Origin of the sequence: Kitasatospora sp. NPDC101801, assembly GCF_044766665.1 — a bacterium.
GTDB lineage: Bacteria > Actinomycetota > Actinomycetes > Streptomycetales > Streptomycetaceae > Kitasatospora.
The window spans coordinates 222,911-249,116 of sequence record NZ_JBIWML010000003.1; the positions used below are offsets into that span (position 1 = coordinate 222,911).

A 26,206-nucleotide genomic window follows, 5' to 3' on the forward strand; every position below is an offset into this window, starting at 1 on the left:
TGCTCGACCTGGCACGTCGACTGAAGCGCGTCCGGCAGACGGTGGAGCCGCCACCGGCCCGGCCCCCGCCGGGAGACGCATCGCCCCCAACCTCAAGGCCCGCTCAGATCACCACCGTTGGACCGTGCTCGGCCCTACCCTGGGTCAGTGGGCATACCCGTTCGACGGTCTGTCCAGATCTGAAGGGGAAACGCATGGAGCACTTGTTCGGAGCATTGCTGTCGGGCCTGATGTCCATCGTCCGGCTCTTCCGCAAGCGGCCTTCGGGGCCGTACTCGCCGGACGCGGACAACTACGGGCAGCCCGGCGCGTTCCTGTAGGCGGCCGGCATCCGGCGGCCGCCCCCGAAAGGGACGGGCCGGACGCTGGCACACGAAGTACCGCACGGGCGGGAGGACTTGAACCCCCAACCTGCCGCTTTGGAGACGGCCGCTCTGCCAATTGAGCCACACCCGCACGAGCCACCTGCCGGTGGTCGTTGCCCTTGATTCTGTGGCACGGCTGGCACCAGGTCCACGGGTTTTTCGGGGCCCCGTCTGACGGCCCGTGAGCGGTCATGCCGCGCCCCCTGCGGGGCGGGTCCAGCTGACGGCCAGGCGACGGTCTGCCTCGCGCAGGACGGCTCGCATCCGCTCACTTCCGGCCTTGAGCGCATTCGGCGCCGCCGCGAGTGAGGGCGAACACCCGCCGGGGGCGGCCCTCCACCGTCTTCTCCCGTTCGACCCGGATCAACCCCTAGGCCAGCAGGCGGTCGAGGGTGCCGTACAGGGACCCCGCACCGAGCCGGACCCGGCCGCCGGAGATCTCGGTGACCTCGCTGCCGAGCGTGTGGCCGTGCCGGGGGCTGTCGCCAAGTGCGTTGAGAAGAAGGAAGGTTGGCTCCTCCTGGAGCGCCTGTTCTTCCTACCCCTCGCCAAAGTACGGTGACCGTAAGGTTGGGCGAGGAATTACTGACCTTCAGTCAGTTCGAGTCCGCCGAAACGCTCCTGTGCCGCGCGGGAAAGGTGTTCGCCCGCGCGGCACAGGTGTTCGGCGTGGCACCCGCCGGCCACGGTGGTCTGCGGCCGGCCGTCTCAGTGCCCGAGGTGCAGGCGGTGCCGACGGCGGCGGCCGCCCGGTGTCCGGTCGGACACCACCGCCGGGGTCCCGTCGGTGGCCGTGGCGCCGATGGTTGCCGCCGCTGTGAGGGCCTCCCGCTCCCTCGCCCGACGCCGGGCCCGGGCGGCACCGCTGGTTGCCAGCAGTACGCCGAGCCCGAAGATCAGGGTCAGCGCGACACCGGCGAGGAAGACCGACAGGCTGTTCATGGTGGCGAGGTCGTTCCCGAACATCGTCACCGTGTAGTCGGGGCCGCCCGCGTCGACGTTGTCGGCGATGAGCAGACCGGTGAACGCGGCGACCGCGCACAGCAGGAGCAGTCCGAGCAGAAACATGACTCTCTCTCCCTTCCCTCGAATCCATCCCCGCGTCTGCCCGGAGACGGGCCGGCTCATGCACGCGGTCGACCAGCATGCGAACCAGGCCGCTCCCCGGACGCCCTACCAGTCCGGGTGCTCCCGGGTGGCCCAGGCCCGGTCCACGCTGCCGGTGCGCATGCCGCGCCGGGCTTCGGGGTCCTTGACGGCCAGCCAGACGTGGCCGGTGACCGCGACCGCCACGGCCACCGCGAGCCAGTCGTGGACGAAGGTGGCCCCCGTGCGCCAGATCAGCGGGGCGAGGTGGGTGAACCACATCAGCAGCCCGGTGCCGAGCATCACCAGCACCGCCCCGGCCGTGAACGCCGCGTACAGCTTCTGCCCGGCGTTGAACTTGCCCGCCGGCCGCCGGTACGAGCGCTGCCGGACCGCCCGTAGCCAGGCCCGGTCCACCGCCGTGAAGCGGTTCAGCCGGGTCAGGTCGGCACGCAGCGCGCGGGAGACCAGGCCGAGCAGCAGCGGCACCGGCAGCAGCAGGCCGGACCACTCGTGCACCAGCACCACCAGCCTCCGGCGGCCGACCAGTTGGGACAGCGGCGGGTAGTACAGGAAGGCCGCCGTCACCAGACAGCTCAGCATCAGCGCGGCGGTGGCCCGGTGCACCCGGCGCACGGCCGGGCTGAAACGCGGGACCCGGGGCTCAGGTGGTGGGGGCGTCGTCACGTCCGTTCGACCTCCCCACCCAGGCGTCGACGTCGTAGCCGAGCCGTTCCCAGTAGCCGGGCTCGACGGCGGAGGTCACGGTGATCCCCGAGAGCCACTTCGCGGACTTGTAGAAGTACATCGGCGCCACGTACAGCCTGACCGGGCCGCCGTGCTGGTGGCTGACCGGAGCGTCCTGCATCCGCAGCGCCACCAGGACGTCGTCGCGGCGGGCCTGATCGATCGTCAGACTCTCGGTGTAGGCCCCGTCGAAGCAGCTGAACCGGACCCCCGTGGCCCCGGTCCTGACCCCGGCCGCGTCCAGCAGATCCGCCAGCCGGACCCCCTCGAACGGGGTCGCGGGCACCCGCCAGCCGGTCACGCACTGCACGTCGCGGACCAGCCGGCGCTGCGGCAGGGCCTCCAGCTCGGGCAGCCGGTAGCTCGTCGGCCGGTCCACCAGGCCGTCCACGGTCAGCGTGTAGTCGGCGGCCGTCCGGGGCGTCACCGAGCTGACCACCGAGTAGTAGCGGAACCCGCCACCACCGGGCAGCAGGCCGGTCAGCCCGGTCGGGTCCCGGCTGGTGACCGCCTCCACCCCGCGTTGCAGGAACGGCCCGGCGGCGACCCCGGCCGCACCCAGCCCGAGCATCGCGAGCACCACCCGCCGCCCCACCGGTACACCTGTCGTCCCGCCGTCGTCCGTCACGTACCGATTCCACCAGCCCGACCGGCCGATGACCAGCGCCGGCCGCCGGACGTCAGACTTTCGTCATCTCCTGCTCCCGGGCCGCCGTGATGGGGCCGCCCGGTCAGCGATCGGTGGCGGGCCGGTCGAGCAGCCGGGCCCCGATGACGGCGGTCCGCAGGGTGCAGCTGGGCGGCACCGGTGGATGTGCTCCGGGCGCTGGGCCAGGGGCCGCACGCCCAGGCTGGGGCGACGCGCCGCCTCGGCCGACCCGCACCCGGCGACGAGCGCGGATCTTACGGCTCGCTGACGGCCCGACCCGCCGCCCCGACCGCAAGCGGTTCCGGGCGTAGCGTCGGGGGATGGACATTCTGTTGACCGGCGGCGCCGGATTCGTCGGCACCGCCGTGGCCCGCCGCCTGACCGCCGAGGGGCACCGGGTACGGGTACTCGACGCGCTGCTGCCCGCCGTGCACGGCGCGGGCTCCCGGCCGGACCTGCCGGCCGGGGTCGAGTTCCAGCGGGGCGACGTCCGCGACCGGGCGGCGGTGGAGCTCGCCCTGGACGGCGTGACGGCGGTGTGCCACCAGGCGGCGATGGTGGGCCTGGGCCTGGATCTGAACGATGCTCCCGAGTACGCGGGCTGCAACGACCTGGGCACCGCCGTACTGCTCGCCGCGATGGCCCGGCGCGGGGTCAGGGACCTGGTCCTGGCGGGGTCGATGGTGGTGTACGGCGAGGGCCGGTACCGCTGCGCCGAACACGGCGAGGTCGCGCCGGGGCCGCGCCGGGTGGCCGATCTGACGGCCGGGCAGTTCGAGCCGCCGTGCCCGGTCTGCGGTGCGGCCCTGCGGCCAGGCCTGGTCGGGGAGGACGCACCGACCGACCCGCGCAACGTCTACGCCGTCACCAAACTCGCCCAGGAACAGCTGGCCGCCGCCTGGGCCAGGGCCTGCGGGGGACGGGTTCTGACGCTGCGGTACCACAACGTGTACGGGCCGGGGATGCCACGGGACACGCCGTACGCGGGGGTAGCGTCGCTGTTCCGGTCGGCGTTGGCCCGGGGTGAGGCACCCCGGGTGTTCGAGGACGGCGGCCAGCGGCGGGACTTCGTGCATGTGGCCGACGTCGCCGGGGCGAACCTGGTGGCGCTCGCCGCAGTGTCCGGCCGGCCGGAGGGCAGCTCGCGGGTGTACAACGTGGGCAGTGGCGACCCTCGGACGGTGGGCGCGATGGCCGGCGCGCTCGCGGCCGCCACCGGTGGTCCGTCGCCGGTGGTGACCGGCGAGTTCCGGCTCGGCGACGTCCGGCACGTCACCGCCGACTCCACCCGGCTGCGACGCGAGTTGGGCTGGCGGCCGCAGGTGGGGTTCGCCGACGGGATGGCGGAGTTCGCCGCCGCCCCGCAGCGCGGCGCGGTGCCGACGGCGCGGGCCTGAACGGCCCCGGGCTCAGACCGGCTGCCCGGCGGCGGGCAGCCGGATCTCGAAGCAGCAGCCGCCGTCCACGTTGCGCACGGCCGCGCTTCCGGCGTGGGCCTCGGCGATCCCCCGCACGATGGCCAGGCCCAGGCCCGCACCGCCGCCGGAGTGCTCTCCGGTGTCGGCGTCCCCGATCGCGCGCGGGGTACGGGCGCTGCCACCCCGCCAGCCGGTCTCGAACACCCGGAGCAGGTCGGCCTCGGGGATGCCCCCGCAGCTGTCGGTGACGGCGAGCACCACTTCGCCGTTCTGCCGGCTGGCGCTGACCGCCACCACCCCGTCGGCGGGGGTCGAGCGGATCGCGTTCACCAGCAGGTTGCCGAGCGCCCGGGAGACCTCCCGGCCGTCCACCTCGACGGGGGCCGGGTCGACCTGCCCGCCGAGCAGCCGGACACCGCGTTCCCGGGCCAGCGGGTCGGCACAGGCCAGGGCGTCCCCGACCAGGTCGTAGCAGGAGATCCGGGCGGGCGTGAGGTGCAGCGCGCCGGCCTGCAGCCGGGACAGCTCGAACAGGTCGTCGACCATGCCGGTGAGCCGCTCCACCTCCGCACCGATCCGGCCGTAGTAGCGGGCCGGGTCCTCGACGATGCCGTCCTCCAGCGCCTCGGCCATGGCGCGCAGTCCGGCCAGCGGGGTCCGCAGGTCGTGCGAGATCCAGGCGATCAGCTCCCGGCGGGAAGCCTCCAGGGTCTGCTCGCGCTTGCGGGACTCGGCCAGCCGGGCGCTGGTGGCGGACAGTTCCGCGCTGAGCTGGGCCAGTTCCGCACTGAGCGGCTGGACCGGCGCGGCGAAGCCGCCGTCACTGCCCACGGTGCGGGCGGCCAGGGTCAGCGCCCGGCTGCCGGTGACGGCCTGGCGGCCGAGCACGGCGGCGGCCAGCAGCGAGACCACCGCTCCTATCGCCAGGACCGTCATCACCACGCCGAGGTCGTGCTCGGAGAGGAACATCGCCTGGGCGACGGCCGTGGTGCCGGAGGCCATCGCCACTACGGTGACCACGGCGACGGCGAACAGCGACAGGGCCACCGAGCGGCGGCGCAGCACCCGGACGGCGGGCCAGCCGAGCAGCGCGGCGGCGCCGGCACCGAGGGCCGCGTAGGCGGCGATGAGCAGCAGGTCGTTCATGACGTGGGGTCAGCTCTCTGCGGGGTCGAAACGGTAACCGACGCTCCACACCGTGGTGATGAGCGCGGGGGCGGCGGGGTCGTCCTCGATCTTCTCGCGCAACCGCCGGATGTGGACGGTGACGGTGGAGCGGTCGCCGAACTCCCAGCCCCAGACCTGCCGCATCAGCTCCTCCCGGGAGAAGGCCGTGCCGGGGTGCCGGAGCAGGAATTCCAGCAGGTCGAACTCCCGGAGGGTGAGCGGGAGTTCGCGTCCCGCACGGAAGCAGCGGCGGCCCTGCGGGTCCAGCACCAGGTCACCCGCCGCGAGCAGCGCGGGCGGTGCGGGCCGGGCCGGGCCGCGCCGGAGCACCGACTGCACCCTGAGCGTCAGCTCGCGGGGGCTGAACGGTTTGGTGACGTAGTCGTCGGCGCCCAGTTCCAGGCCGAGCACCCGGTCGGCCTCGTCGCCCTTCGCGGTGAGCATCACGATCGGCAGCGCGGCGCCGTCCGGCTGCGCGCGCAGGCGTCGGCAGACCTCCAGGCCGTCGAAGCCCGGGAGCATCAGGTCGAGCACGACGAGGTCGGGCCGGTGGGTGGTGGCGGCCGCCAGCGCGGAGGGACCGTCGGCGGCCCGGTCGACCTGGAAGCCGGCTCTGAGCAGGTAGCCGGCGACGACCTCGGCGACGGTCGGGTCGTCGTCGACCACGAGGATTCGGGCGGCACGGGCGGGCACTGTCACCCCTGGAGCGTACGGCCCCCGGTCCGGTCCGGGGCTCGGGCGCGGTCCGCGTAGTACTTCCGTAAGGACGCCGCGCCGGGCCGGGCGGCCCCGGCGCCAGTAGCGTGAAAAAGGTGACCACTTCTCCCCTTCCCGCTCCCGTCGACGTGGTGCTGCCCTGCCTGGACGAGGTGGCGGCACTGCCCTGGGTGCTCGGCCGGATTCCCGCCGGCTGGCGCCCGATCGTGGTGGACAACGGCTCCACCGACGGCTCGGCCGAGCTCGCCGCCGCGCTCGGCGCCACCGTGGTGCACGAGCGGCGCCGTGGGTTCGGCGCCGCCTGTCACGCCGGGTTGCTGGCGGCCACGGCCGAGCTGGTGTGCTTCCTGGACTGTGACGGCTCGCTGGATCCGCACCAGCTGCACCGGGTGGTCGATCCCGTCCTGGCGGGCACGGCCGACCTGGTGCTCGGCCGGCGCCGGCCCACCGCACGCGGGGCCTGGCCGCTGCACGCCCGGCTGGCCAACGCCGAGCTGGCCCGTCGGCTGCGGGCGCGCACGGGCGCGCCGCTGCACGACCTCGGCCCGATGCGCGCCGCCCGGCGGACCCGGCTGCTGGCGCTGGGCCTGGGCGACCGGCGCTCGGGCTATCCGCTGGAGATGGTGCTCGCGGCTTCGGCGGCCGGGATGCGGATCACCGAGACCGAGGTGGATTACCTGCCCCGGGCCGGGCGTTCGAAGGTGACCGGGACGGTGCGCGGCACCCGGCAGGCCGTCCGTGACATGCGGGCCGTGCTCGCCTCGCCGCCGCCGACCCTGCTGGTGATCGCCAAGGCTCCGGTGCCCGGCCGGGTCAAGACCCGCCTCACCCCGCAGTACTCGCTCCGGCAGGCGGCCGAACTGGCCGAGGCGGCACTCCTCGACACCCTGGACACCCTCTCCACGGTGCCCGCCGGGCGCCGGCTGCTGGTCCTGGACGGTGCCCGCGGCGGGTGGCTGCCGCCCGGCTGGGAGGTGGTGCCCCAGGTGGCGGGCGGGCTGGACCGGCGGCTCGCGGCCGCCTTCGGCCACGCCCCGGCCGGCTCCCCCGCGCTGCTGGTCGGCATGGACACCCCCCAGCTCGGCGCCGCCGTGCTCGCCGACCCGCTGGCCGCCGGGACACGCGCCGGCGTCGACGCCTGGTACGGCCCCGCCACCGACGGCGGTTTCTGGGCCCTCGGGCTGGCCCGGCCCACCGAGCGGCTCGCCCGGGACCTGCTGCTCGGCGTCCCGATGTCCACCGACCGGACCGGCGCGGTGCTGCTGGAGCGGCTGGACCGGACCGGGCTGCGCGTGCACCGGCTGCCCCGACTCACCGACGTGGACACCGCCGTGACGGCTGCCGAGGTGGCCCGGGCCGCTCCGGACGGACGCTTCGCCGCCTGCCTGGACCGGATCGCGGCGGCCGCCCGGGCGCCCCGGTGACGGCCCTGTCCGCTCCGGTCCGGCCGTGGATCGACGACCCGTTCACCCGGGCGATCCGCACCGGCCGGGGCCCGCTGTGGCTGCGCGCCGAGGACGGCTCCCGGCACCTCCTGGACGTGGCCCGCTGGTGCGCGCCGCCCGACCCGGCCGACCGCACCATGCTGGAGCGCTGCCTGCGCCAGACCCGTCCGGTGCTGGACATCGGCTGCGGGCCGGGCCGTCTGGTGGCCGAGCTGCTGGCCCTCGGTCTCCCGGCGCTCGGGGTCGACCTGACCGAGGCGGCCGTCACCCGGACCCGGGGCCTGGGCGGCAGCGCGCTGCGCCGCTCGGTCTTCGACCGTCTGCCCGGCGAGGGACGGTGGGGTGCGGTGCTGCTGGCCGACGGCAACCTGGGCATCGGCGGAGATCCGGCCGCCCTGCTCCGGCGGACCGCCCAACTGCTCGGCCCCGGCGGCCTGCTGATCGCCGAGGTGGAGCCGACGGAGGTCGACGAGCGGCTCGTCGTCCGGATCGAGGACGGCGCCGGGTGGATCGGCCCGTCGTTCCGGTGGGCCCGGCAGGGAGCGGATGCCGCCGCCCGCTCGGCCGGCCCGGCCGGGCTGGCCGAGACGGACCGCTGGACCAGTAACGGCCGCCGCTTCACCGCCTTCCGTCGCCACTGACCCGGGCGGCACCCCGCCGCCGCCCCACCGCCCCGGCCAGCGCCACCAACAGGGCCGCACCGTAGGCGAGTTGCTGCGCCTGACCCCCTGCCAGATAGAGCACCTGGGCGGCGGCCGGAACAGCCAGCCACTCCCACCGCCCGTCCAGCACCACCAGCGCCACCACCAGCAGCCCGTACCAGGGGTAGCCGGGCGCCAGCACCAGCAGGGCCGTCCCGGTCACCAGCAGCGCCCCGCTCCACGGCCGGGCCGGGTCCCCCCGGAACAGCACCCACCCGGCGACGGCCAGGATCACCAGGACCCCCGCCACGATCGCCGGCCGGTCCGGGAGGATCAGCCTCAGCAGCCCGAACCGGTCGACGTGGTCCTGGTCGTAGCCCTCCTCCCGCAGGTAGCCCGGCAGATACCCGAGCACCGCCGGCCCCGAGGCGAGCAGATAGGGCAGATACGACAGGGCCAGTGCGGCCGCCGCCGCCAGCGGCAACGTCAGGTCCCGCAGCCGGGGGCGGCGGGCGAACAGACCGGACAGCGCCCCCGGCAGCGCCAGTACGGGCACCAGCTTGGTGGCGATCGACAGCCCCAGCAGCGCGCCACCGATCACCGGTCTGCCACGTCCGGCGGCCGCCAGCGAGACCACCAGCAGCAGCACCCCGAGCGTGTCCACGTGGGCGTCGTTGACCGCCCACACCGCCACCCCGGGGAACCACCCCCAGAGCGCCGCCCGCCACGACGGGCCGGCGCCGAGCCGACGCAGCACCACCAGCAGCACCCCCGTCGTCGCCACCGCCAGCAGCGCGCCGCCGACCTGCGCGGCCCGCACCCCGTACCGGCCGCCGAGCGCGTACAGCCCGGCGAACCAGCCCTCGGCGACCGGCGGGTAGACGGTGTGCACCCCGGGACGGTTCAGGTGACTGCACTCCCCCGCCGCCGTCCGCCGTTCGTCCCAACCCGCGCAGTCACCCCCCGGTGGGAACAACTCCGTTGCCTGCCACCGCAGTTCGGCCAGCTCAGGGGCGTCCGGCGCGTGGTCGTACGGCGAGATCCCGGCGGCCTGCACCCGGCCGTCCCACAGGTACCGGTAGGCGTCGTCACTGGTCCGGGGCGGGGCCAGCAACCCGGTCGCCGCGACGACGACACTGCCCGCCAGCACCAGCGACGGCACCAGGGACGGCGGCATCCGCCGCAGCAGCACGACGGCGAGCGCGAACAGCACGGCGTCGAGGGCGTACCAGCCGTAGAGCCCGTCCCGGTCACCGAGGGTCCCGCCGCGCGTCACCGTGCCGGCCAGGGCAGTGGCCAGTGCGGCCAGGGCGAGGACGGCAGGCCAGGTGGCGCGGGCGGACCGCGGGGTTTCCGACACCTCGTCAGAGTGCCACCGCCACACCGCCGCAGGCCGTAGCCACCGGCGCCGTACGACTTCCGTAAGCATGTCGCAGCCACCACTGCGGTCGGATCGGCGCTCTGATGAGACCCATGAAGGACACCACCACCGGCGGCCCGCGCCGGTTCGACCTCCCCCTGCCGCAGCCGCCGGCCCGGCTGCGGATCGGCCCGCTGCGCGAGGGCACCTTCCGCTCCCCGCTGCACGAACCCCGCACCGCCGTGGTGATCGGCCGCTGGCTCGGCGCGGCGATCGTGCTCTGCTTCCTGACCGGCCTGCTCAGTCACATCCTCCAGGACCCGCCCGGCTGGCTGCGGGACCACCTGCCGAGCCGGCCGGTGAACGGCTACCGGGTCACCCAGGGGCTGCACGTGATCGCCGGGACCGCCGCGATCCCGCTGCTGGGCGCCAAGCTCTGGACGGTCTACCCGAAGCTGTTCGAGTGGCCGCCCGCCCGCAGCGTCCGCCACCTGCTGGAGCGCCTGGCGATCGCCGTCCTGGTCGCCGCGACGCTGCTGGAGCTCTTCACCGGACTGCTCAACACCCTGCAGTGGTACCCGTGGCCGTTCCCGTTCCGGCAGACCCACTTCTGGCTCGGCTGGATCATCACCGGCGCGCTGCTGCTGCACGTCGCCGCCAAGGCCGCCACCATCGGCGAGCACTGGTGGCGCGTCCGCGCCGCGCTGCCCGGGCGCCGCGCCTTCCTCGGCACCGTCACCGCCTCGGTCGCGGCCGTCACCGTGACCACCGCCGGGCAGAGCGTCCCGTGGCTGCGCGGGCTGGACCTGCTCGCCCCACGCCGTCCGGACCTCGGACCGCAGGGCCTGCCCGTCAACCGCACCGCCGCCCAGGCCGGCACCACCACAGTCCCCGCCGACTGGCAGCTGACCGTCGACGGCCCCGTCCCGCTCCGGCTCACCCTGGCCGACCTGCGGGCCATGCCCGAGCACACGGCCCGGCTGCCGATCGCCTGCGTCGAGGGCTGGAGCGCCGCCGCGGAGTGGACCGGGGTACGGCTGCGCGACCTGCTCGACCGGGCAGGTGCGCCGCCCGGTGCCCGGCTGCGGATCGTCTCCCTGGAGGTCTCCGGCCCCTATGCCGCCACCGAGATGGCCCCCACCTACGCCCGCGACCCGCTCACCCTGCTCGCCCTGACCGTCAACGGCCGGGTGCTGGACGCCGACCACGGCTACCCGGCCCGGATCATCGCCCCCAACCGCCCCGGTGTCCTGCAGACCAAGTGGGTCTCCCGGATCGAGGTCCTCGGATGAGCCCGCTGCGCTGGACCACCGGAGCGGCCGGAGCGGCTCTGCTCGGCTACGGGGTCCTCGGGTTGCTGACCGACCCGCAGATCGCCGACCCGCTGGACGTGCTGGTGTGGTCGGCCGGAGCCGTGGTGATCCACGACGGCCTGTGGATGCCGTTGGTCCTGCTCGCCGGAGCCGTGACGGTCCGCAGCCCCGCCGTGCGCGCCGCACTGGCGGTGGCCGCCGCGATCAGCGTGATCGCCGTACCGGCCGTGCTGCGGGCCGACGAGGACCACGGAAACCCGTCCGTCCTCCCGCTGCCCTACCTGCGCAACTGGCTGCTGCTGCTCGCCGCCGTCGCGGCCGCCACCGCGCTCGCGGCCGGCTGGAACGCCGCCCGCCGACGCCGGCTCGGACTCAAACGGACGGAACGCCCCTGAGCCCGGTCTCCAGCCCGTCCAGGGCGTGCGCACACGCGCACTCCCGGACGGCCGGCAGCCCCTCCAGCGCCTTGAACAGCACCGAGCGCAGCCGCTCCACGTTGCGGCCGAAGAACTCCAGCACCTCGGCGTGGGTGACCCCCTCCCCCGCCTCCACGCCCGCGTCGAGGTCGGTCACCAGGGCCACCGAGCTGTAGCAGAGCGCCAACTCCCGGGCCAGCACGGCCTCCGGATGCCCCGTCATCCCCACCACCGACCAGCCGTTCACGCCGAACCAACGGGACTCCGCCCGGGTCGAGAACCGCGGCCCCTCCACCACCACCAGCGTCCCGCCGTCCACCGGCTCCCAGCCACAACCCCGAGCCGCCGCCAGCAGCGTGCTCCGCCCCGCCGCGCAGTACGGGTCCGCCATCGCCACGTGCACGACCTCGGGCACCGTCCCGTCCGGCAGCGGCAGCCCGTCGTAGAAGGTCTGCTCCCGCCCCGAGGTCCGGTCGACGAACTGGTCGGGCAGCACCAGCGTGCCCGGCCCGTATTCGGGCCGGAGCCCGCCCACCGCGCACGGCGCCAGGATCTGACGGACCCCCAGCGAGTGCAACGCCCAGAGGTTCGCCCGGTAGTTGATCCGGTGCGGCGGCAGCCGGTGCCCCCGCCCGTGCCGGGGCAGGAACGCCACCCGGCGCCCGGCCACCTCCCCCAAGAACAGCGAGTCGCTGGGCCGCCCGTACGGGGTGTCGACCACCACCTCCGTCACGTCGTCCAGCAGCGCGTACAGGCCGGACCCGCCGATCACGCCGATTTCGGCACGGGACACGGGCGTTGAGACGTTCTCGGGCATCACGGGCGGGCCTTCCGATCCGGTCCGACCCCCTCGGCCGGACGGCACCCGAGCACCCTACGAGCCGCCCCGGCCCTCACCCGGTTTGCGCGCCTTACGAAACGCGAACGCTTCGCCGTCCCCTCGCCGCCGGCGTCGGAGTAGCTCTTGAGGCAGCACTCGGCGCCGTACGCCAAACCACGCTCAAGGGCCTCACCGCATGACCCGAACAGCCAACCCGCTGACCTGAGGCGGGACTGTCCGGCTGGCCGTGTTCAGCCACGTGGCCAGGCGAGCCATCGACCAGGCGTCGGTGATCACCGACAGATGGGACCCGTCGGCGGCCGCATGCAGAACCTGGAGGTTCCGACGCGTGTGCATCCTCCACAACAGGTCGGCACCGGTGGCAGCGGCATCCCCAGGGTTGACCGGCAGGTCACCGAGCCGCGTCAGCTCTCCGTCAGGGTCTCCCGGCCAGGGCAAGACGAGGTCAACTCCAGCCCTGCGGCGGCCGGTCCGTCGCACGGCGTCCCGTTTTTCGGTGCGCACCTTAAGTGGCCGGTCGGCGGCAGCCAGCACCGCGACCGCCGCGTAAGAGACCAGGCCCGGCTCCGGCCGTCCGCGGGTTCGTACGGATAGCTCGGGCCAGTGGTCGATCCAGCCGACCCGTCCCCAGGATCAGCACATCCGGCGGCGCGGTGACGACGATAAGGTCGACAAATTGCTCCCTGGCCGATCATGCCGCAGTAGCCCCCGGCCCGACAGATGCCTTGGCTGCGGCCGGACACGGTCGGCTCCGCTGGCAGGTTCTAGCCGGCTGGCTGCAAGGCCCAGTGGTGCGGCTCGACGGGGGCCGGCCTCACCACGATCCGGCCGGTCACGCCGGGGTCGTCAACGAGCCTGCCCCACGAGGGAGACCGGTCGCCGGGGGTGTGCTCGATATCGGCCCACACCGTGCTGCCGGGCCCGGCAGAGCCGTAGAAGACGGTCCACTCGGCGTACCGGTCACAGCTGTCGCTGATCCCCACCTTGTGATCGTCCGTCAACCTCAGGCAGCCACGCGGGGCCGAGTTCGGCACGGAGACGTTCATCGTTCCGTTGGGCCGTTGCTGTACCTGCCAGTTCGCCGAGCTGTACCTGCCATCCGTGCAGTCGCCCAGTGACACGGTGCCCACAGGTCCGTGCAGCTTGGGCCAGACCAGGCACCTGCCATCGGTGAGGGCCGCGAACTGGTAGACCCCGTCGATGAGCGGGGCGGCGTGGGCGGGCTGCGCGAGCGCCGTAGTGGCCGCGACGGCGGCGGCCATGAGGGCGATGACTCGTGAACGCATGGGACGGGACTCCTCGAACAGCCGTGGTCGAACCGATCCCACGGCACTGACACGGTTGGCACACAATCCGCCGGAGACGGCGGCGGCACCGATCCTGGAACACCGGCCCGCCCGGGTAGCAGCCGGCAGTCACCGCCGTCACTCGCCTGGCCGAGTCACGTCACCCGATGGTGTGGCGGCCCGGGCTCCGGGCCGAGGCCAGGGCCCAGAGCCCTCAGTCGCGCACCCTTGCCCGGGCCGCCCGCCGCTGACCGGCCAGGCCGGGCGGGCCGGGCGGGCCGGGCGGGCCGGGCGGGCCGGGCGGGCCGGGCGGGCGGGCCGGGCGCCGAACCCTCCCACGACACCGGCGCCCACAGTTTCGGTCGCTGCACGCTGCTCATCGGTTGACCGGTCAGCCCGGCCGCCGACGGTTCAGGGGCCCGGTGAGGTGAGGGCAGTGTCCGTTCGGATCCGCGTGACCGTGTCGTGCAGGGTGCCGTCCTCGCCGATGACGTGTTCGAGGCCGCCGGGCAGTAGGTCCAGCGGATGGCCGCTCGACGCTACGGCCATCTCGACGGCGGCGCCCTCGCGCTGGCGAAGTCGCCGGCGGTGCGAGCCGAAACGGACCCTGCGGACGTGGATGGTCAGGCTCTCGACGGTTATGACGAAGTCCGGAGCTTCCGGCACCTCTGGTGACGCCGGCCGGCTCCCCGCTTCCCCAGGTGCACTGGCGGTAAGCCGTCGACGTCGGCGGCATACGACCGTGATCACCTCGTTTCGGGCGCGTCGGCCCGCTTCGTCAGCTTGGTAGTGACCTGGCGCAACAGCACCGTCGGCGTTGGCATGACGGCGTACCAGGTGTTCGCGCACTTCTCTGCGGCTTCGGCCGGAGCCCAGGCGGCCACCACCGGGAGTTCACAGTGGTCGCCTGCCTCCAGCGGAGGAAGCGTCCAGGACATGCCGTGGTTGTGGCCGAAATCCACGCCCCAAGTGCTGAACGTACGGTCGTACACCTCGTCGCCCAACGCCGCCCACCGCCGGGGCACCTCGCCTTCGGCGGCCGCAGACAAGATCGCCTCCTCGTCGTTACCGCCGACGGTGAGCCGGGTGTTGTCGTCCTCTACCGTGATCGCGGCCAGCGCCTGCCCGCCGTCCCACCCCGCGTCGGCGCCCTCAGGAAGCGGCGCCGGCAGCTCCGCCGAGAACCGCACCCGCTCGATCGGCGCCAGGACGTCGATCCGCCAGACCGCCGCACGGCAGTCGGTCAGCGGCTCCCAGTGTTCGGGGTCGAGCTCGGGAGCGTACGGCGTAAGCAGCAGCTCGACGTGGGCCGCGGGATGGACCCAGCGAGCCACCGTGCAGCCCGTCGGCAGCTCGAAAAGCTCATCGGGGAACAAGTGAAGGCTGGTCTTCCCGATGGTCGTGCTGAAGGTCAGCGGACCGAATGGCGTGTCGACAGCCGGCTGGTCGGTGGAACGCAGACGGGTACGCGGGACGACGGGGAGCAGCACCGCCCCAGCCTACTGGGCCGGTCCCCCAGCGGTACTCCGGCCAGACAACACCCCATCCAGCACAGCGGCGCAGCGCCGACTACCGGCTGCCGGCCCACATCCTGTCCGTCAGGCGACCGTCGTACCGGAGGACCAGGCCGCCGCCACGGTCTCCAGGCTCGCGTCCGGGTCGAGCTTCGCGCGGTGGCTGCCGACAGCAGTGACGCTACGTACTGGGAGGCCCGGCCTCAACTTGCTCGGGATGTCAGGAAATTGGCCGGCGGTGCGCAAGTGGGCGGGTCCGGTGGGCCGACGGTGGCACCTGGTCGTGGCCGCGGTAGTGGTCGGCGATCCCGAGGCGGGTGCGAGGTGATGTTCGGGCTTCCTCGGCTGGGTCACCATGGTGAGTGACGAGTTGACAACTACGACGCTTCTGGTCATGTTCACCGACTACCTGCTGGCGGGCTTTCATGTGCCTGGACTCGGTAGGTGGCCAATGGGACAGCCTTGTTGGCCAAACGGGACAGGGTAGTTGGCCAGGCACTCCGAGCCGACGCTGCCTGCAACCGAAGGCACGGGCAGAGCCGATCGGCTGGCCTGGGCTCGCCCTTGCTGAGCCGATATCCCGTGGCGGTGGGGCGCCCCGGTCGGGCATCGTGCCTGGCGATGAGTGACGACGACACGATGCCCTACAGCCGCCTGAACACCTTGGCGGGCCTGCTCCAACGGGGCCGCGGCTTCGGCGCCAGAGCGGCGCTGCAGAATCCGCAGGCGGCAGCCCCCCTGGTCTACGACGCCATCCGGCGGGACTGGCGGTGGGACTCCACCGACGACCGCGCCCTCTACCTCGCCCGACTGCTCCGGGACCTGAAACTGTCGCCGGCGCCGGTCGTGGATCTGCTGACCGGGAGTCAGGAGCAGTGCGGGCGGGCTGTCCACGTCCTGGTGCTGCTCGCCGTCGGCGGTTGCGACGAGGCCAGGGAGGCCCTTCGCCGCTACGTCCGCGAGGGTGCGCACTGGGTTTCCGCACTGGAGTCGCTCTCCCACCGGTGGCCGCTGGAGTGGTGGGAGGACCTGGGGGAGGTCGCGCGGGCCCGGATCGGCGCGGAGGCGGAGCGACCGTGGCTCACCGAGCCGTGGACCCGGTTCGGGATCGAGGTCGAAGGGCCTGACCCGGGCCCGATCCCGCTCGATCTCACCGGTCTTTCCGACGGTGAGCTGCTCGACCTGCTGGCCGCCCCCGACCTCGGGGCATCAGGGAGGGTCAACGTCCTGCGCGAGCTGTGCCGCCGGGATCCGGTGGAGGGGCTGCTCCCACTCGTGCCCTCGCTCGGTACCCCCGACGGTCGGCGGCCAGTTCCCTGGCTCAGACGGGCTGTCGACCGCCTGGGCGCCCTGGCCGTACCGGCCGCGCGCCGCTGGGTGTGCGACGAGCGGCCGTGGCTGGCCGGTCTCGGCGCGGACGTCCTCGCCGACCACCCCGGCCCCGAAGCGATACCGGCACTCGTGTCCGAACTCGCCGACCAGCGCGGGGCCCGCGCCTGGTGCGGCCCCGACACCACCGCCAGACGGCTGGCCCGCTTCGGCCCGGCCGCCACCGCCGCGGTGCCCGATCTGCGCTGGTTCTGGCTGCGCACCCCCCACTCCTACGAGCGGACCGCCTACCTGAAGGCACTGGCCGCCATCGGCACACACGGCCTGGACCACGCTCACACCGAATCCCTCTGGGACTGTGAGGGGCGGGCCAGGCTACTGGGCATCGCCCACGCACCCGGCCACCCCGAAACCCTGGAACGAATCGCGGCGCTGCGCGACGACCCGATGGAGGAACCGGAGGTACGGGCCGCCGCCCGAACACGGCTGACCCCCACCCCTCACCGAGACCGACACCGATCTCGGCCCACTGCGGTACGTCCCTGAACGGGCGCGGTCTGACCAACCAGCCAGTCCCGTCTGGCCAACTACCGAGTCCAGGCACATTTCAGCGGATCGACGAGTTTGCTTTCGGCAACCCCGTCGCGGACTACCTGATCACCGCCTTCATTCAAGTCGATGGCCAGGACGCCGAGTTCATGGCGTTGGACGCCGGCCACTACTCGATCGAGATCATCTACGTCAGGTTTGAGTACCGCGGCCGGGGACGCGACGCTCGCTCTACGGCAGGCAGCCAGTGAGTGCCCTCAGCAGCTGGCGTTGAAGACGCCCTTGTCGCCGGGCGGCGAGTCCCTGATGGCTGCCCTCAGAGGAGACCGACCTCACTGAGCACGATCGAGGCCAGCGTCGGACCGGGTGTCCGCTGTCAGAGGGTGGCAGCGCGCAGCACGATCAGGGCGAGGGAGGCCATGGTGAGGACCACCGCCGGAGACGCGCCCTTGCGGTCGCCGACGCGCAGGTGGAAGGCGACCGCCCCGGCGAAATAGAGCATCAGGCCGATCGCGGCGGCGATTCCGACGGGTCCCCACCAGAGTCCGGCGATCGCACCGGCCGCGCCGGCGATCTGAGCGCCGATCAGGAGGGCCATCATGCTCTGCGGCACTCCGAGGGTGGACATCTGCTCGGTGATGTGCCGCGTCCGCAGCGACTTGGCCCCGGCCGATACCAGGAGAAGCGCCGACATGAGCACGGTGACGACGACAAGGGAGACGAACATGGCTGAACCTCAATCAGGCGAGATGCGAGTAACGGGGCGTGCGCACCTCGACGACGATAGGCGGCCGACAGGTACCTCCAGGTAACCTTCGGGGCATGAGCCTGCGACCCGGGATTGCCTTCCTCGCCGACTGTCCCGCTCTCCTGGCCATGGAGATCATCGCCAGCAAGTGGTCCATGGTCACGCTCTTCGCGCTGACCGACGGCCCGTTGCGCCACGGCGAGCTGGTCGAGCTGAGCGGTGGCATTTCGCGCAAGGTACTGACCCAGACGCTGCGCCGGCTCCAAGCCAACGGGCTCGTCGAGCGGCACGCGTACGCCGAGGCGCCGCCGCGCGTGGAGTACGGCCTGACCGATCTCGGGCGAACCCTGGAGGAGCCCATCAGGATGCTCACCGCATGGGCGCGGGAGAACGGCGAGGCGGTCGTCACCTTCCGGGAAGCAGCCGAGGCGGCCAGGACCATCGAGGCGGATCAGGCGACCCCGGTGAAGACCCCTCCTGGTGATGAGGACCCGAGCCGTTTCTGATCAATAGGAGGTGGGGGGATCGGCTGGCGGTTCCGTCTCGGAGGGAGGGAGTGGAGCGGGTGGGGTGGGGGTGTCGCCAGGTGGCAGTGCTGCCCTGGCGCGGACCATGTCTGCTTCGGCTCGGACCAGTTCGGCGTTCGCGCGCACGAGGTCGGCGTCCCGTTGGCCGCGGGCCTGGATGAGTTTGGCGAGGCCGGTGAGGACGCCGCCGATGAGTACGCCGATGGTCGTCCCGATGCTGACGACGGAGGCAACCGCGGCAGGCGCGTCGGTCGGACCCAGCCCGCTCTGCTGGTGGCTCTCGAGGAGGCTTCTGGTGCTGATCCAGGCGATGGCCACCAGGGCCAGGAGGAACACCCCGAGAAGCGCGCGTGTCCTCCTCGTCGCCGTTGTCGGGCCGCCGTTCGGGGGGAGCGGGGCCCTCTCTGCGGTGAGTACGTCGGCCAGCCGCTTCGCGTGATCCGGATGGTCGAGGGCCGAGGGGGACCAGATCCCCGCAGGTCTGTCGCCCGGGCCGAAGGGGGGAAAGTCCACGAGGTGGTGCCAGCCCCCGGAGCGGACGGTGTCTCCCGAGACATCGAGGATGTAGAACGACTTCCGCATGCCGCGGTGATCACGCCAGTAGTCGACCTGTTCACGGACGTCGTGCGACCCGGCCGACTCCGCCGTGGCGAGCAGCAGGAAGTTGCGGCAGCGGTCCATCTGCCCGATGTGGAAGGCGAGCGAGGTCTCGCGGTCGACGACTTCCGTGCGGACACCCAGCTCGTGCAGGCGGCGTCGCACGGCTCGTTCGGCAGCCGAGTGTGCGGGCGCGCCCGCGATGAAGACGTCGAACGTGTGGTCGGTGGCCGCCACCATCTCCTCGTTTCCTCCCTCGTGATGCCCCAACAGCTCGTGGAACCCTAGTCCAGGGCGCTGTCATGCGTTGATCAAACGCTGTAATCGGTGATACGGCGTGGGTGTCCGGCCATGTCCTCGTGCTGGGTGAGCAGCCGGACACTTCTCCGTACTCCCGTCAAAGTCCCCCTCGACACAGCCCTCGCGGCAGCCCGGAGCCTGCGCGCGACCGGCGTCACCGTCACCGTCACCGTCGACTGCGCCGAGTGCCACCGCACCGTCCCAGCTGACGGCGCCCTGCTCGACCCGGCGCCCTGCGCGGCCCTCCCTTGGCTGATCACCGCCCACTGCCGCGCGAACAACTTGACCAGGTGCGACTGCGGCCATTGCACCGCCATCGGCCCGCTGCGGACCTACACCGCCTGACACCCGCTCAGCATGTGCGGTGAAGCCCCTCTCCCATGCACTCCCTGCTCACCGCCAGGCCGCCCGGGCACCCTTTGGGGATCCGGAGCCCTGGCGGAATCCGCAGGTCCGCTGGCGCTCCCGCCCCTGGCCCCGACCGGGGGCGGCTCGGGATGATCGGTTCACCGCCAGCTGCCAGGAGCACCGATGACCAGCGTGACCAGCACACCCCACGTCCGCCGGGCCCGGCCCGAGGACCTGCGCCGGATCGCCGAGCTCGCCGCCGAGCACGCCGCCTACGAGCAGGCCGTCCCGCCCCCGGGTGACCTCGCCGAGCGGCTGGCCGTCCTGCTCTTCGACGGGCCGTCACCCCGGCTGCGCTGCTTCGTCGCCGACCCCGACCCCGACCCCGACCCCGACCCCGGCTCCGACCCCGGCTCCGGCTCCGGCTCCGGCTCCGGCTCCGGCGCACCGATCGGCTACGCCACCTGCGCTCCCGAACTCTCCACCTGGGACGGGGCGGAGTACCTGCACCTGGACTGCCTCTTCCTCCGCGACGGTCACCGGGGCCACGGGCTCGGCGCCCTCCTGATGGACGCCGTCCTGGGCGAGGCCCGCGCGCTCGGCCTCGCCCAGGTCCAGTGGCAGACCCCGCCCTGGAACACCGACGCCATCCGCTTCTACGACCGCCTCGGCGGCCGTGCCACCACCCGACAGCGCTACTCCCTGCCGAGCGCCTGACGGACCGCCACCCCGTCGGTGCGGCCCGTCTCGATGACGTGGCGGAAGAGGTCGTGTTCGGGTGCCCCGGGTCGACGAGATCGGGGACGGCTGTCCACCGCCCGGCGGCTCGAACCCGGGCCGAGATCCGGGCAAGCTGGGTGCAGCTCGTCCCGGACCGCCGCGCCCGGGTGGCAACCAGCAACTGAGAGAACGAGGAACAGATGGCTCAACTACTGAGGGTCCAGAACTTCAACGTCTCGAGCGACGGCATCGGTGCCGGTGAGGACCAGACCCTGGAACGGCCCTTCGGCCACGTCGACCCGGGGCAGCTGTTCGCCTGGGCCGGCGCCACGGCGAGCTGGCCGATGCGCACCGCCCCCGGCGGGAGCCGGGGCCTGGACGACTACCTCACGCGGGACTACCCCCGCAACATCGGTGCCGAGATCATGGGCCGCAACAAGTTCGGGCCGCAGCGCGGGCCCTGGCTCGACCACGAGTGGCAGGGCTGGTGGGGCGACGAACCCCCGTTCCACACCCCGGTGTTCGTCCTGACCCACCACAAGCGGCCGTCGCTCACGCTCTCCGACACCACGTTCCACTTCGTCGACGGCGACCCCGCCACCGTCCTGGCACAGGCCCGGGAGGCGGCCCAGGGCAAGGACGTACGACTGGGCGGAGGTGCCACCACCATCCGGCAGTTCCTCGACGCCGACCTCGTCGACACCCTGCACGTGGCGGTCTCGCCGCTGAAGCTCGGGTCGGGCGTACGGCTCTGGGACTCCCCCGACGAGCTGCTCGACCGGTTCCACCTGGATGTCGTGCCCAGCCCGAGCGGTGTGACGCATCACCTGTTCTGGCGGAAGTGACCGCGGCGCAGGGCAGCCCGGCCGGACTCCCGGGCTGCCCTGCGCCGAACCGCCGACGTCCCGCCATGGACGGTGGGAGAGCCCGCGGCACCCGGCCGGCGGTCCTGACCACCGACACGTGCCCCGCGGCGTGCAGGTCCGCGCGAGGGCAGGGGAGCCTGCCCGATCGGGCAGTGTCGGCATGCGCCACCCGTTCTCCGAAAGCACCCCATTGACACCAAAGTTGGTCTAGTCCAATGTGGTGAAGCAAGGTCGTCCACAGGAGACCGACGGAGCCGCGCGCCCCGACCCCGACCCACCTCGGGACTCACCGGCCGCTCAACTCGACGACACCACCGCAGGCTTGAGGGAGCCGTGCGGCGTCGCCGTGCCTTGATCCTCGGCCGGACACCTGCTGCAACGAATCCGACGACCCGACGGAGAGTCCCACACCATGCAACGAGTCTGCCTCGCCCTGCCCACCATGCGTGCCTGTCCCGGCACGATCGTGGACCTCGCCGAGGAGGCGGCCTACGCCGTCGCGACCTTCGGGGTCGAGGTCCACCTCCTCGTCCTCGACACCACCGACGCCGCCGAGTTCGCGAAGAACGCGGACGCCGTGGCCGCGCTGACGGCCACCCCCGGCGTCTTCGTCCACCACCTCGGCAACGCGGAACAGCGGGAGTTCTTCCTCCGGGTGGCCGAGCGCTCCGGCGCCGCCGACCCCGAGCTGCTGCTCGAACTGATGCTCCCGCAGGGCGTCGCGTACGGCTCCTGCGTCAACCGGCTCTTCCTGGCGGCGGCGGCGCTCGGCTGCACCTCGACGCACCTGCGCAACGACGACTTCGACTACCAGGTCGCCGACGGCGCGAAGCTCTACCCGATCCACCACGAGCTGCTCTCGATCGGCCGCCCGGCCGGCGAGGCGGTGGCCGCCGTGACCCGCTCCGAGCTCGACCCGGCCGACGCGGACAAGCCGGTGATGGTGGTCAGCGGCTCCTTCATCGGCGAACTCAACGTCGACATCGGCGAGATCCGCGAACTGGACCCGGCGGTCTACCACGACCTGGTGAAGCTGTGGACCCCGCCGGTCTGGCCGGACGAGGACCGCGACGCGATGGTGGAGCTCTCCTTCAAGGGCGTCGGCGCGGAGCCGTTCGACACCGACGAGTCCGTCCTCGGCGTGCCCGACATCTGGAACGTCTACATGTGCAACGTCGCCCTGGACCACCGGGGCTACGAGGTGCTGCCGCTGCTGCCCTCGACCGACACCCTCGGCTGCGACTACGCGCTGCTGCACGCCCTGGTCCACTCCAAGCTGCCCGGGGTCGTCCACAACCGGCACATCGTCAACTACTACACCCCCGAACGCCGCGTCGGCGCCGGCTTCGTCAACTACCAGCTGCGGTACGTGAAGCTCCTGCTCTCGATGCTGTACCTGTACCCGGTCTACGGCGGGATGATCGACCACGGCCCCGCGCTGCTGGACGAGCGGCACGGGCTGCGGATCGAGCCGGTCCTCGACCTGGTGCGCGGCACCTTCGACTGGGACCGGGCCGGGAACGAGCACTGCCTGGACGTCGTGGACCGCTCCTACCGCAAGCTGGGCGGCAAGTACGTCGAGCTCGCGGACGTGGTGGCCGAGCGGCGGCAGCAGCTGCTGGACGAGGCCCAGCAGGACGCCGAGCGCTGGGCGGTGCTGATCGAGGCCTGGGCGCCGATGGTCGCCGCCGCCCGTGCACAGGGCCTCGGCAACGGCGTGGCCGGGTCGGCCGCGTGAGCGCGGAGTACCTGATCCGGCCGCTGACCGACGACGACTGGGACGCCGTGGTCGCGCTGGAGCACGACGCCTACGCGGCCGACGGTCTGTCGGAAGGCCGGGAGGCCCTGCAGTCCCGCGCCGTCGCCTCGCCGGAGACCTGCTTCGTACTGGAGCAGCACGGCACGGTCCGCGGCTACCTGCTGAGCCTGCCGTACCCGCCGCTGCGCTGCCCGGACCTCGCCCTGGCGGAGGACACCACGTTTGAGTCGGGCAACCTGCACATGCACGACATGGTGATCGCCAAGGACCTGCGCGGCCAGGACGTCGCCGAGGCGTTCATGCGCTACTTCCAGGCGCGGGCAAAGGAGTTGGGCTTCGAGGAGATCTCGATGGTCGCGGTGCGCGGGACGGACATCCTGCTGCGGCTGCTCGGCTACCGCTCGCACCGGGAGGTGGCCGTCCCCGCCTCCTACGGGCGGCGTGCGGTCTACATGTCGAGGCCGGTGGACTGACCCTGCGGGGGCACCCGGACGGATCTCCACCCGCCGGATGCCCCCGGATCGACGACGCCCTCGAAGGTCAGCGTGCCGTGCTGAATCCGGCCGAGCTGCCCTCCGAGGGCGTCGTCGATCTCCGCATCCCGTCAGCCGAGTACGGTGCGGCCCAGCTGCGGTGACGGACCGTGAAGGGGCGGTCCAGGTCGGCCGCGACCGCCGCGCGGAACGGGCCGGGCACCGTGACGTCGGACAACCACAGCGGCCCGGGCCCCAGCGGGCCGGCGTCGGCCAGGCGCAGCGGCGAGGGACCGGCGAGCGGCAGGCCGAGGCCCTGGGCGAGCCGGCCGCCGTGGACCTTGACGCACGCCTCACGGCGGCACCAGAGCCTGGTGAAGCGGTCGGCGCTGTTGGCGGGGGTCGGTGCGTCGAGGACCAGCGCGGCGTCGGGGGCCGGGAAGTGGCGGCGGGCGATCCGCGCGCCGACGCGGGGTGGGTGGACCCCCTCGACGTCCGCGCCGACCCGGCGCCCGTCGGCGATGGCCAGGACCGCGAGGGCGCCCGAGGCGGACCAGTTGACGTGGATCCGGTCGGCGGCGGGCGGGAGGACGGGTGCGGGTTTGCCGTGCGGGCCGCGCTGCCACTCGACGTCGGCGGCTGCCGTGCCGAGCCGGTCGGCGACCAGCAGGCGGACGGCGCCCCTGACCACGGTGAAGCGCTCGCGCTGGAGCGGGTCGTGGGCTCGGTCGGCCCGGCGCCGTTCGTCGAGGTCGAGCAGGCCGCGCAGGCGGCGTACGACGGCCGGGGGCTGGTCGGTGGGGATGGTCCAGAGCTCGATCACATCGGCGGTGTCGACCGGCTCGACCACGGAGTCGGCGCTCACGGCAGCGACAGGGTGCTGAGTCTGCCCAACCGCCGGTCGTGGTCCGCGACCAGCAGTGGACCGCCGGATTCCGGGCGCTGTGCGAGGCGGTCGGCCAGCAGGGTCCAGACTCCGGTGAACGGCTGTCCCGGGCGGGCCGTCCCGACGGCTCCGGGGGTGTCGTATAGGTCCGTGGGCGGGGCGGCGGCCAGGTCTGCGGCCAGCAACAGCGTTGCCTCCCGGCCGAGTTCCCGGTGGTCGGCGAGGACCGACCGCAGCGCCGCTGAGCCGTCCGCCTGCGCCTGCTGGCGGACCCGCAGGCCCTCCCCCGCGCTCTCCTCGCAGACCAGCACGACGGCACGGTGCTGCTCGGGCAGGTCGACGGGCTCGGGGGCCTCGTGGTGCAGCGCGCTCTGCTCGGCGAGCACGATCACCGCCCGCAGGCAGCCACCGGTGCGGTGGTGGGCGGCGGCGATCCGAAGGGCCGTGAAAGCCGCTGCGCTGCCCTGGTCGCAGACCGCGAAGGCGGTCGGCTGCCCGGGGCAGTGGCGGCTGAGGTGGAGGGCGGCGGGGGCCCCGGGCCGGACGTCCGGCGAGGAGAAGGCGAGGATCAGCAGGTCCGCGGGCTCACCTGCGGGCAGGGCCTTCCCGAGCAGGCCCTCGGCCATCTGCCCGAAGTCGTGTCCGGCCCCCTCGGTCAGCAGGTCCTCGCGCAGCGGAAGGCCGTACGGGCGGACCAGGTCGCCGACGAAGGTCCGTAGATCAGGGTGGAGCGAGGCTTCGGAGCGGCCGTCGAACCCGGCGGCGATCGCCCTGGTGACGCGCAGGCCCCGGGCCCCGGCGGCGGGCACCGGGTCAGTCCTCGTCGACGAGGTGCCCGGCGACATAGTCGGTGAGGCTGCTGACCGAGCGGAGGTCGTCCAGACCGAGGTGCTCGATGTCGACCTGGATGTCGAGTTCCTCCTCGATCTCCAGGACCAGCTCGATGGTGCCGGACGAGGTGAGACCGAAGTCCTCGAAGAAGCAGGCGTTCTCGGGGATGTCGGCGAGCTCGACCTTGAGGATGCGGGGCAGCACTTCCTCGATGCCGCGCCTGATGCGGCCGTGCAGCTCGGTGTCGACCGGTTCGGTGGTGGAGAGGGCGGAGTCTGACATGGGTGGACCGTCCCGTGCTGGATGATGGGGATGCGGGCGGGGCGCTCGGAGGAGCGCGGCGACAGCCCGCTGGCGGCACGTCAGTGCCGGAGGACCATGGCCGAGAAGGTGGCGCCGACGCCGGCGGCGGCGATCAGGTAGTGATCGCCCGGCCGGAGCACTCCGCCGGTGGTGGCGGTGCGGAGGTTGATGAAGGCGTCCGCAGCGAAACTGTGCCCCACCGAGGTCACGTTGTCCAGCAGCACCCGCTCGACAGGATAGTCCAACTGACGGCAAATCATGCGCCAGGAAGCCCGGTTGACGTTGTGCGGAAGGAGCATCGCGATCTCTGAGAGGTCCAGACCAGCCTGGTCGAGTGCGGCCTCGATGGTCTCGATCATGGTGGGCTGGTACTCCCGCTGGTAGCGCGTCAGCAGCTCCGGGTCCTCGGCCAGCCGGCCGTCGAACTCGGGCCGCTGGCGGACCGCGTAGGAGAGCACCCGGTCGCGGGAGCCGCCGGGGCTGACCAGGCAGGCCGCCGAGGCCTCCGCGAAGATCGACGTGTCCGGGACGACCTGGGCGTCCCGGGTGAAGGTCTTCTCCCCCGCCACCACCAGGGCCAGCGCCGACGGATCGTCGTCGTCCGCCAGGAGGCGTCCGGCGAGGTCGACGGCCAGCAGCGAGGCCGCGCAGGCCTGCTGGGTGACGGTGAACGCGTTGGCGTGGGTCAGGCCGAAGCGTTCCTGCAGTTGGTGCAGGGGGTTGAGCGGATAGGGCACCGCGACCGGCATGCTGCGTGCGTGCAGCAGGTACCGGACCCGGTGTTCGTTGCCGCGCAGCTCGGGAAGGCCCCGTACTGCGGCGTCCAGCAGGTCGAGCAGCGTCCCGTCCGGGTCCAGGCGTACCTGGTCCAGGCCGTGGAAGCGGCGGAAGAGTCGAAGTTGACGTGGGGTCAGGCCGATCCGCGCGCCCACGTCCTCGATCGATTCGAGTCGTGGGGGGAGGTGGACGGCCACTGCCTCCAGTGCGGTCACCCGGGCTAGTATT

General features: G+C 73.0%; 29 protein-coding genes, 1 tRNA gene and 2 pseudogenes. 14 read left to right on the forward strand and 18 right to left on the reverse strand.

Annotated features, from left to right (window positions below; genetic code table 11):
• Window positions 1-194 precede the first annotated feature (194 nt).
• A complete protein-coding gene (locus ACIRPK_RS07190; protein WP_403034215.1) occupies window positions 195-320 on the forward strand; it encodes a hypothetical protein in 126 nt (41 codons plus the stop codon).
• Window positions 321-383: 63 nt separating this feature from the next.
• Here ACIRPK_RS07190 and ACIRPK_RS07195 read toward each other — a convergent pair.
• The 5 genes and pseudogenes from ACIRPK_RS07195 to ACIRPK_RS07215 all read right to left on the reverse strand — a co-directional run bounded on the left by ACIRPK_RS07195 (window position 384) and on the right by ACIRPK_RS07215 (window position 2,769).
• Window positions 384-456 (reverse strand) — tRNA-Trp (locus ACIRPK_RS07195).
• Window positions 457-735: 279 nt separating this feature from the next.
• A pseudogene (locus ACIRPK_RS07200) lies at window positions 736-810 on the reverse strand (PadR family transcriptional regulator); the annotation flags it as partial.
• Window positions 811-1,073: 263 nt separating this feature from the next.
• Window positions 1,074-1,433 carry a hypothetical protein gene (locus ACIRPK_RS07205; protein WP_403034217.1) on the reverse strand — a complete coding sequence of 120 codons (360 nt, stop codon included), beginning with the start codon at window positions 1,431-1,433 and terminating at the stop codon, window positions 1,074-1,076.
• A gap of 105 nt (window positions 1,434-1,538) precedes the next feature.
• Window positions 1,539-2,138 carry a cytochrome b/b6 domain-containing protein gene (locus tag ACIRPK_RS07210; RefSeq protein ID WP_403034220.1) on the reverse strand — a complete coding sequence of 200 codons (600 nt, stop codon included), beginning with the start codon at window positions 2,136-2,138 and terminating at the stop codon, window positions 1,539-1,541.
• Window positions 2,116-2,769: a molybdopterin-dependent oxidoreductase gene (locus ACIRPK_RS07215; protein WP_403034504.1), complete on the reverse strand. Its 654-nt coding sequence runs from the start codon at window positions 2,767-2,769 to the stop codon at window positions 2,116-2,118. The genes ACIRPK_RS07210 and ACIRPK_RS07215 overlap by 23 nt, the downstream gene beginning before the upstream one ends.
• A gap of 398 nt (window positions 2,770-3,167) precedes the next feature.
• Between ACIRPK_RS07215 and ACIRPK_RS07220 the strand changes: the two genes are divergently transcribed.
• Window positions 3,168-4,244, forward strand: coding sequence for an NAD-dependent epimerase/dehydratase family protein (locus ACIRPK_RS07220; protein WP_403034223.1), 1,077 nt, complete (start codon window positions 3,168-3,170; stop codon window positions 4,242-4,244).
• A gap of 12 nt (window positions 4,245-4,256) precedes the next feature.
• Here the strand turns inward: ACIRPK_RS07220 and ACIRPK_RS07225 are convergent, their stop codons facing one another.
• Together ACIRPK_RS07225 and ACIRPK_RS07230 are read right to left on the reverse strand one after the other, a co-directional pair.
• Complete coding sequence (locus ACIRPK_RS07225; protein WP_403034226.1) at window positions 4,257-5,411, reverse strand: sensor histidine kinase; 1,155 nt, start codon at window positions 5,409-5,411, stop codon at window positions 4,257-4,259.
• 9 nt (window positions 5,412-5,420) lie between these two features.
• Entirely contained in the window at window positions 5,421-6,131 is a 711-nt protein-coding gene (locus tag ACIRPK_RS07230) for a response regulator transcription factor (RefSeq protein WP_403034229.1), read from the reverse strand.
• Between the two features lie 104 nt (window positions 6,132-6,235).
• Between ACIRPK_RS07230 and ACIRPK_RS07235 the strand changes: the two are divergent.
• From ACIRPK_RS07235 to ACIRPK_RS07245, 3 genes and pseudogenes are all read left to right on the forward strand, one after another.
• Window positions 6,236-6,946 (forward strand): annotated as a pseudogene (locus tag ACIRPK_RS07235) (glycosyltransferase family 2 protein); the annotation flags it as partial.
• Window positions 6,947-7,135: 189 nt separating this feature from the next.
• Window positions 7,136-7,573 (forward strand): DUF2064 domain-containing protein, encoded by a 438-nt coding sequence (locus tag ACIRPK_RS07240; RefSeq protein ID WP_403034506.1) that lies wholly within the window; start codon window positions 7,136-7,138, stop codon window positions 7,571-7,573.
• Entirely contained in the window at window positions 7,570-8,235 is a 666-nt protein-coding gene (locus ACIRPK_RS07245; protein WP_403034232.1) for a methyltransferase domain-containing protein, read from the forward strand. The genes ACIRPK_RS07240 and ACIRPK_RS07245 overlap by 4 nt, the downstream gene beginning before the upstream one ends.
• Here ACIRPK_RS07245 and ACIRPK_RS07250 read toward each other — a convergent pair.
• The gene (locus tag ACIRPK_RS07250; protein WP_403034235.1) at window positions 8,213-9,595 is read right to left on the reverse strand and encodes a glycosyltransferase 87 family protein; all 1,383 of its coding nucleotides are present in this window, start codon (window positions 9,593-9,595) and stop codon (window positions 8,213-8,215) included. The two genes, ACIRPK_RS07245 and ACIRPK_RS07250, sit on opposite strands and share 23 nt — an antisense overlap.
• Before the next feature lie 113 nt (window positions 9,596-9,708).
• On the opposite strand from ACIRPK_RS07250, the gene ACIRPK_RS07255 reads away from it, so the two are divergent.
• Both ACIRPK_RS07255 and ACIRPK_RS07260 read left to right on the forward strand, forming a co-directional pair.
• Complete coding sequence (locus ACIRPK_RS07255; protein WP_403034238.1) at window positions 9,709-10,887, forward strand: molybdopterin-dependent oxidoreductase; 1,179 nt, start codon at window positions 9,709-9,711, stop codon at window positions 10,885-10,887.
• A complete protein-coding gene (locus tag ACIRPK_RS07260; RefSeq protein ID WP_403034240.1) occupies window positions 10,884-11,303 on the forward strand; it encodes a hypothetical protein in 420 nt (139 codons plus the stop codon). Before ACIRPK_RS07255 ends, ACIRPK_RS07260 begins: the two co-directional genes overlap by 4 nt.
• On the opposite strand, the gene ACIRPK_RS07265 is transcribed toward ACIRPK_RS07260, so the two are convergent.
• The 4 genes from ACIRPK_RS07265 to ACIRPK_RS07280 form a co-directional block, all read right to left on the reverse strand.
• Window positions 11,281-12,141: an S-methyl-5'-thioadenosine phosphorylase gene (locus ACIRPK_RS07265; protein ID WP_403034243.1), complete on the reverse strand. Its 861-nt coding sequence runs from the start codon at window positions 12,139-12,141 to the stop codon at window positions 11,281-11,283. The two genes, ACIRPK_RS07260 and ACIRPK_RS07265, sit on opposite strands and share 23 nt — an antisense overlap.
• A gap of 788 nt (window positions 12,142-12,929) precedes the next feature.
• Window positions 12,930-13,427, reverse strand: a complete 498-nt coding sequence (locus ACIRPK_RS07270) for a hypothetical protein (protein ID WP_403034245.1) — start codon at window positions 13,425-13,427, stop codon at window positions 12,930-12,932.
• 435 nt (window positions 13,428-13,862) lie between these two features.
• Complete coding sequence (locus tag ACIRPK_RS07275) at window positions 13,863-14,117, reverse strand: hypothetical protein (protein ID WP_403034248.1); 255 nt, start codon at window positions 14,115-14,117, stop codon at window positions 13,863-13,865.
• A gap of 80 nt (window positions 14,118-14,197) precedes the next feature.
• Complete coding sequence (locus tag ACIRPK_RS07280) at window positions 14,198-14,941, reverse strand: hypothetical protein (protein ID WP_403034250.1); 744 nt, start codon at window positions 14,939-14,941, stop codon at window positions 14,198-14,200.
• Between the two features lie 645 nt (window positions 14,942-15,586).
• Here ACIRPK_RS07280 and ACIRPK_RS07285 point away from each other — a divergent pair.
• Complete coding sequence (locus ACIRPK_RS07285) at window positions 15,587-16,840, forward strand: hypothetical protein (RefSeq protein WP_403034253.1); 1,254 nt, start codon at window positions 15,587-15,589, stop codon at window positions 16,838-16,840.
• Between the two features lie 379 nt (window positions 16,841-17,219).
• Here the strand turns inward: ACIRPK_RS07285 and ACIRPK_RS07290 are convergent, their stop codons facing one another.
• Complete coding sequence (locus ACIRPK_RS07290) at window positions 17,220-17,570, reverse strand: DoxX family protein (protein ID WP_403034256.1); 351 nt, start codon at window positions 17,568-17,570, stop codon at window positions 17,220-17,222.
• A 95-nt stretch (window positions 17,571-17,665) separates the two neighbouring features.
• On the opposite strand from ACIRPK_RS07290, the gene ACIRPK_RS07295 reads away from it, so the two are divergent.
• Complete coding sequence (locus ACIRPK_RS07295) at window positions 17,666-18,097, forward strand: winged helix-turn-helix transcriptional regulator (protein WP_403034258.1); 432 nt, start codon at window positions 17,666-17,668, stop codon at window positions 18,095-18,097.
• Here ACIRPK_RS07295 and ACIRPK_RS07300 read toward each other — a convergent pair whose 3' ends face one another.
• Window positions 18,098-18,955: a hypothetical protein gene (locus tag ACIRPK_RS07300; RefSeq protein WP_403034261.1), complete on the reverse strand. Its 858-nt coding sequence runs from the start codon at window positions 18,953-18,955 to the stop codon at window positions 18,098-18,100.
• 126 nt (window positions 18,956-19,081) lie between these two features.
• On the opposite strand from ACIRPK_RS07300, the gene ACIRPK_RS07305 reads away from it, so the two are divergent.
• From ACIRPK_RS07305 to ACIRPK_RS07325, 5 genes are all read left to right on the forward strand, one after another.
• Window positions 19,082-19,360, forward strand: a complete 279-nt coding sequence (locus ACIRPK_RS07305) for a hypothetical protein (protein WP_403034263.1) — start codon at window positions 19,082-19,084, stop codon at window positions 19,358-19,360.
• Window positions 19,361-19,555: 195 nt separating this feature from the next.
• Window positions 19,556-20,080 (forward strand): GNAT family N-acetyltransferase, encoded by a 525-nt coding sequence (locus ACIRPK_RS07310; RefSeq protein WP_403034509.1) that lies wholly within the window; start codon window positions 19,556-19,558, stop codon window positions 20,078-20,080.
• 203 nt (window positions 20,081-20,283) lie between these two features.
• Entirely contained in the window at window positions 20,284-20,928 is a 645-nt protein-coding gene (locus ACIRPK_RS07315) for a dihydrofolate reductase family protein (RefSeq protein WP_403034266.1), read from the forward strand.
• A 433-nt stretch (window positions 20,929-21,361) separates the two neighbouring features.
• Window positions 21,362-22,687: a DUF6271 family protein gene (locus tag ACIRPK_RS07320; RefSeq protein ID WP_403034269.1), complete on the forward strand. Its 1,326-nt coding sequence runs from the start codon at window positions 21,362-21,364 to the stop codon at window positions 22,685-22,687.
• The gene (locus ACIRPK_RS07325) at window positions 22,684-23,181 is read left to right on the forward strand and encodes a GNAT family N-acetyltransferase (protein ID WP_403034272.1); all 498 of its coding nucleotides are present in this window, start codon (window positions 22,684-22,686) and stop codon (window positions 23,179-23,181) included. Before ACIRPK_RS07320 ends, ACIRPK_RS07325 begins: the two co-directional genes overlap by 4 nt.
• A gap of 67 nt (window positions 23,182-23,248) precedes the next feature.
• On the opposite strand, the gene ACIRPK_RS07330 is transcribed toward ACIRPK_RS07325, so the two are convergent.
• The 4 genes from ACIRPK_RS07330 to ACIRPK_RS07345 form a co-directional block, all read right to left on the reverse strand.
• A complete protein-coding gene (locus ACIRPK_RS07330) occupies window positions 23,249-24,046 on the reverse strand; it encodes a 4'-phosphopantetheinyl transferase family protein (RefSeq protein ID WP_403034275.1) in 798 nt (265 codons plus the stop codon).
• A complete protein-coding gene (locus ACIRPK_RS07335; RefSeq protein WP_403034277.1) occupies window positions 24,043-24,876 on the reverse strand; it encodes a hypothetical protein in 834 nt (277 codons plus the stop codon). The genes ACIRPK_RS07330 and ACIRPK_RS07335 overlap by 4 nt, the downstream gene beginning before the upstream one ends.
• 4 nt (window positions 24,877-24,880) lie before the next feature.
• A complete protein-coding gene (locus tag ACIRPK_RS07340; protein WP_403034278.1) occupies window positions 24,881-25,180 on the reverse strand; it encodes a phosphopantetheine-binding protein in 300 nt (99 codons plus the stop codon).
• A gap of 80 nt (window positions 25,181-25,260) precedes the next feature.
• The gene (locus ACIRPK_RS07345; protein ID WP_403034281.1) at window positions 25,261-26,193 is read right to left on the reverse strand and encodes a 3-oxoacyl-[acyl-carrier-protein] synthase III C-terminal domain-containing protein; all 933 of its coding nucleotides are present in this window, start codon (window positions 26,191-26,193) and stop codon (window positions 25,261-25,263) included.
• Window positions 26,194-26,206: the final 13 nt, after the last annotated feature.

Bases quoted from the DNA above. Each gene is read 5' to 3' on its own strand.
- ACIRPK_RS07190 (WP_403034215.1), top strand. From the start codon at position 195: ATGGAGCACTTGTTCGGAGCATTGCTGTCGGGCCTGATGTCCATCGTC.
- ACIRPK_RS07205 (WP_403034217.1), bottom strand. From the start codon at position 1,433: ATGTTTCTGCTCGGACTGCTCCTGCTGTGCGCGGTCGCCGCGTTCACC.
- ACIRPK_RS07215 (WP_403034504.1), bottom strand. From the start codon at position 2,769: ATGCTCGGGCTGGGTGCGGCCGGGGTCGCCGCCGGGCCGTTCCTGCAA.
- ACIRPK_RS07220 (WP_403034223.1), top strand. From the start codon at position 3,168: ATGGACATTCTGTTGACCGGCGGCGCCGGATTCGTCGGCACCGCCGTG.
- ACIRPK_RS07225 (WP_403034226.1), bottom strand. From the start codon at position 5,411: ATGAACGACCTGCTGCTCATCGCCGCCTACGCGGCCCTCGGTGCCGGC.
- ACIRPK_RS07255 (WP_403034238.1), top strand. From the start codon at position 9,709: ATGAAGGACACCACCACCGGCGGCCCGCGCCGGTTCGACCTCCCCCTG.
- ACIRPK_RS07260 (WP_403034240.1), top strand. From the start codon at position 10,884: ATGAGCCCGCTGCGCTGGACCACCGGAGCGGCCGGAGCGGCTCTGCTC.
- ACIRPK_RS07265 (WP_403034243.1), bottom strand. From the start codon at position 12,141: ATGCCCGAGAACGTCTCAACGCCCGTGTCCCGTGCCGAAATCGGCGTG.
- ACIRPK_RS07270 (WP_403034245.1), bottom strand. From the start codon at position 13,427: ATGGCCGCCGCCGTCGCGGCCACTACGGCGCTCGCGCAGCCCGCCCAC.
- ACIRPK_RS07285 (WP_403034253.1), top strand. From the start codon at position 15,587: ATGAGTGACGACGACACGATGCCCTACAGCCGCCTGAACACCTTGGCG.
- ACIRPK_RS07290 (WP_403034256.1), bottom strand. From the start codon at position 17,570: ATGTTCGTCTCCCTTGTCGTCGTCACCGTGCTCATGTCGGCGCTTCTC.
- ACIRPK_RS07295 (WP_403034258.1), top strand. From the start codon at position 17,666: ATGAGCCTGCGACCCGGGATTGCCTTCCTCGCCGACTGTCCCGCTCTC.
- ACIRPK_RS07300 (WP_403034261.1), bottom strand. From the start codon at position 18,955: ATGGTGGCGGCCACCGACCACACGTTCGACGTCTTCATCGCGGGCGCG.
- ACIRPK_RS07315 (WP_403034266.1), top strand. From the start codon at position 20,284: ATGGCTCAACTACTGAGGGTCCAGAACTTCAACGTCTCGAGCGACGGC.
- ACIRPK_RS07320 (WP_403034269.1), top strand. From the start codon at position 21,362: ATGCAACGAGTCTGCCTCGCCCTGCCCACCATGCGTGCCTGTCCCGGC.
- ACIRPK_RS07340 (WP_403034278.1), bottom strand. From the start codon at position 25,180: ATGTCAGACTCCGCCCTCTCCACCACCGAACCGGTCGACACCGAGCTG.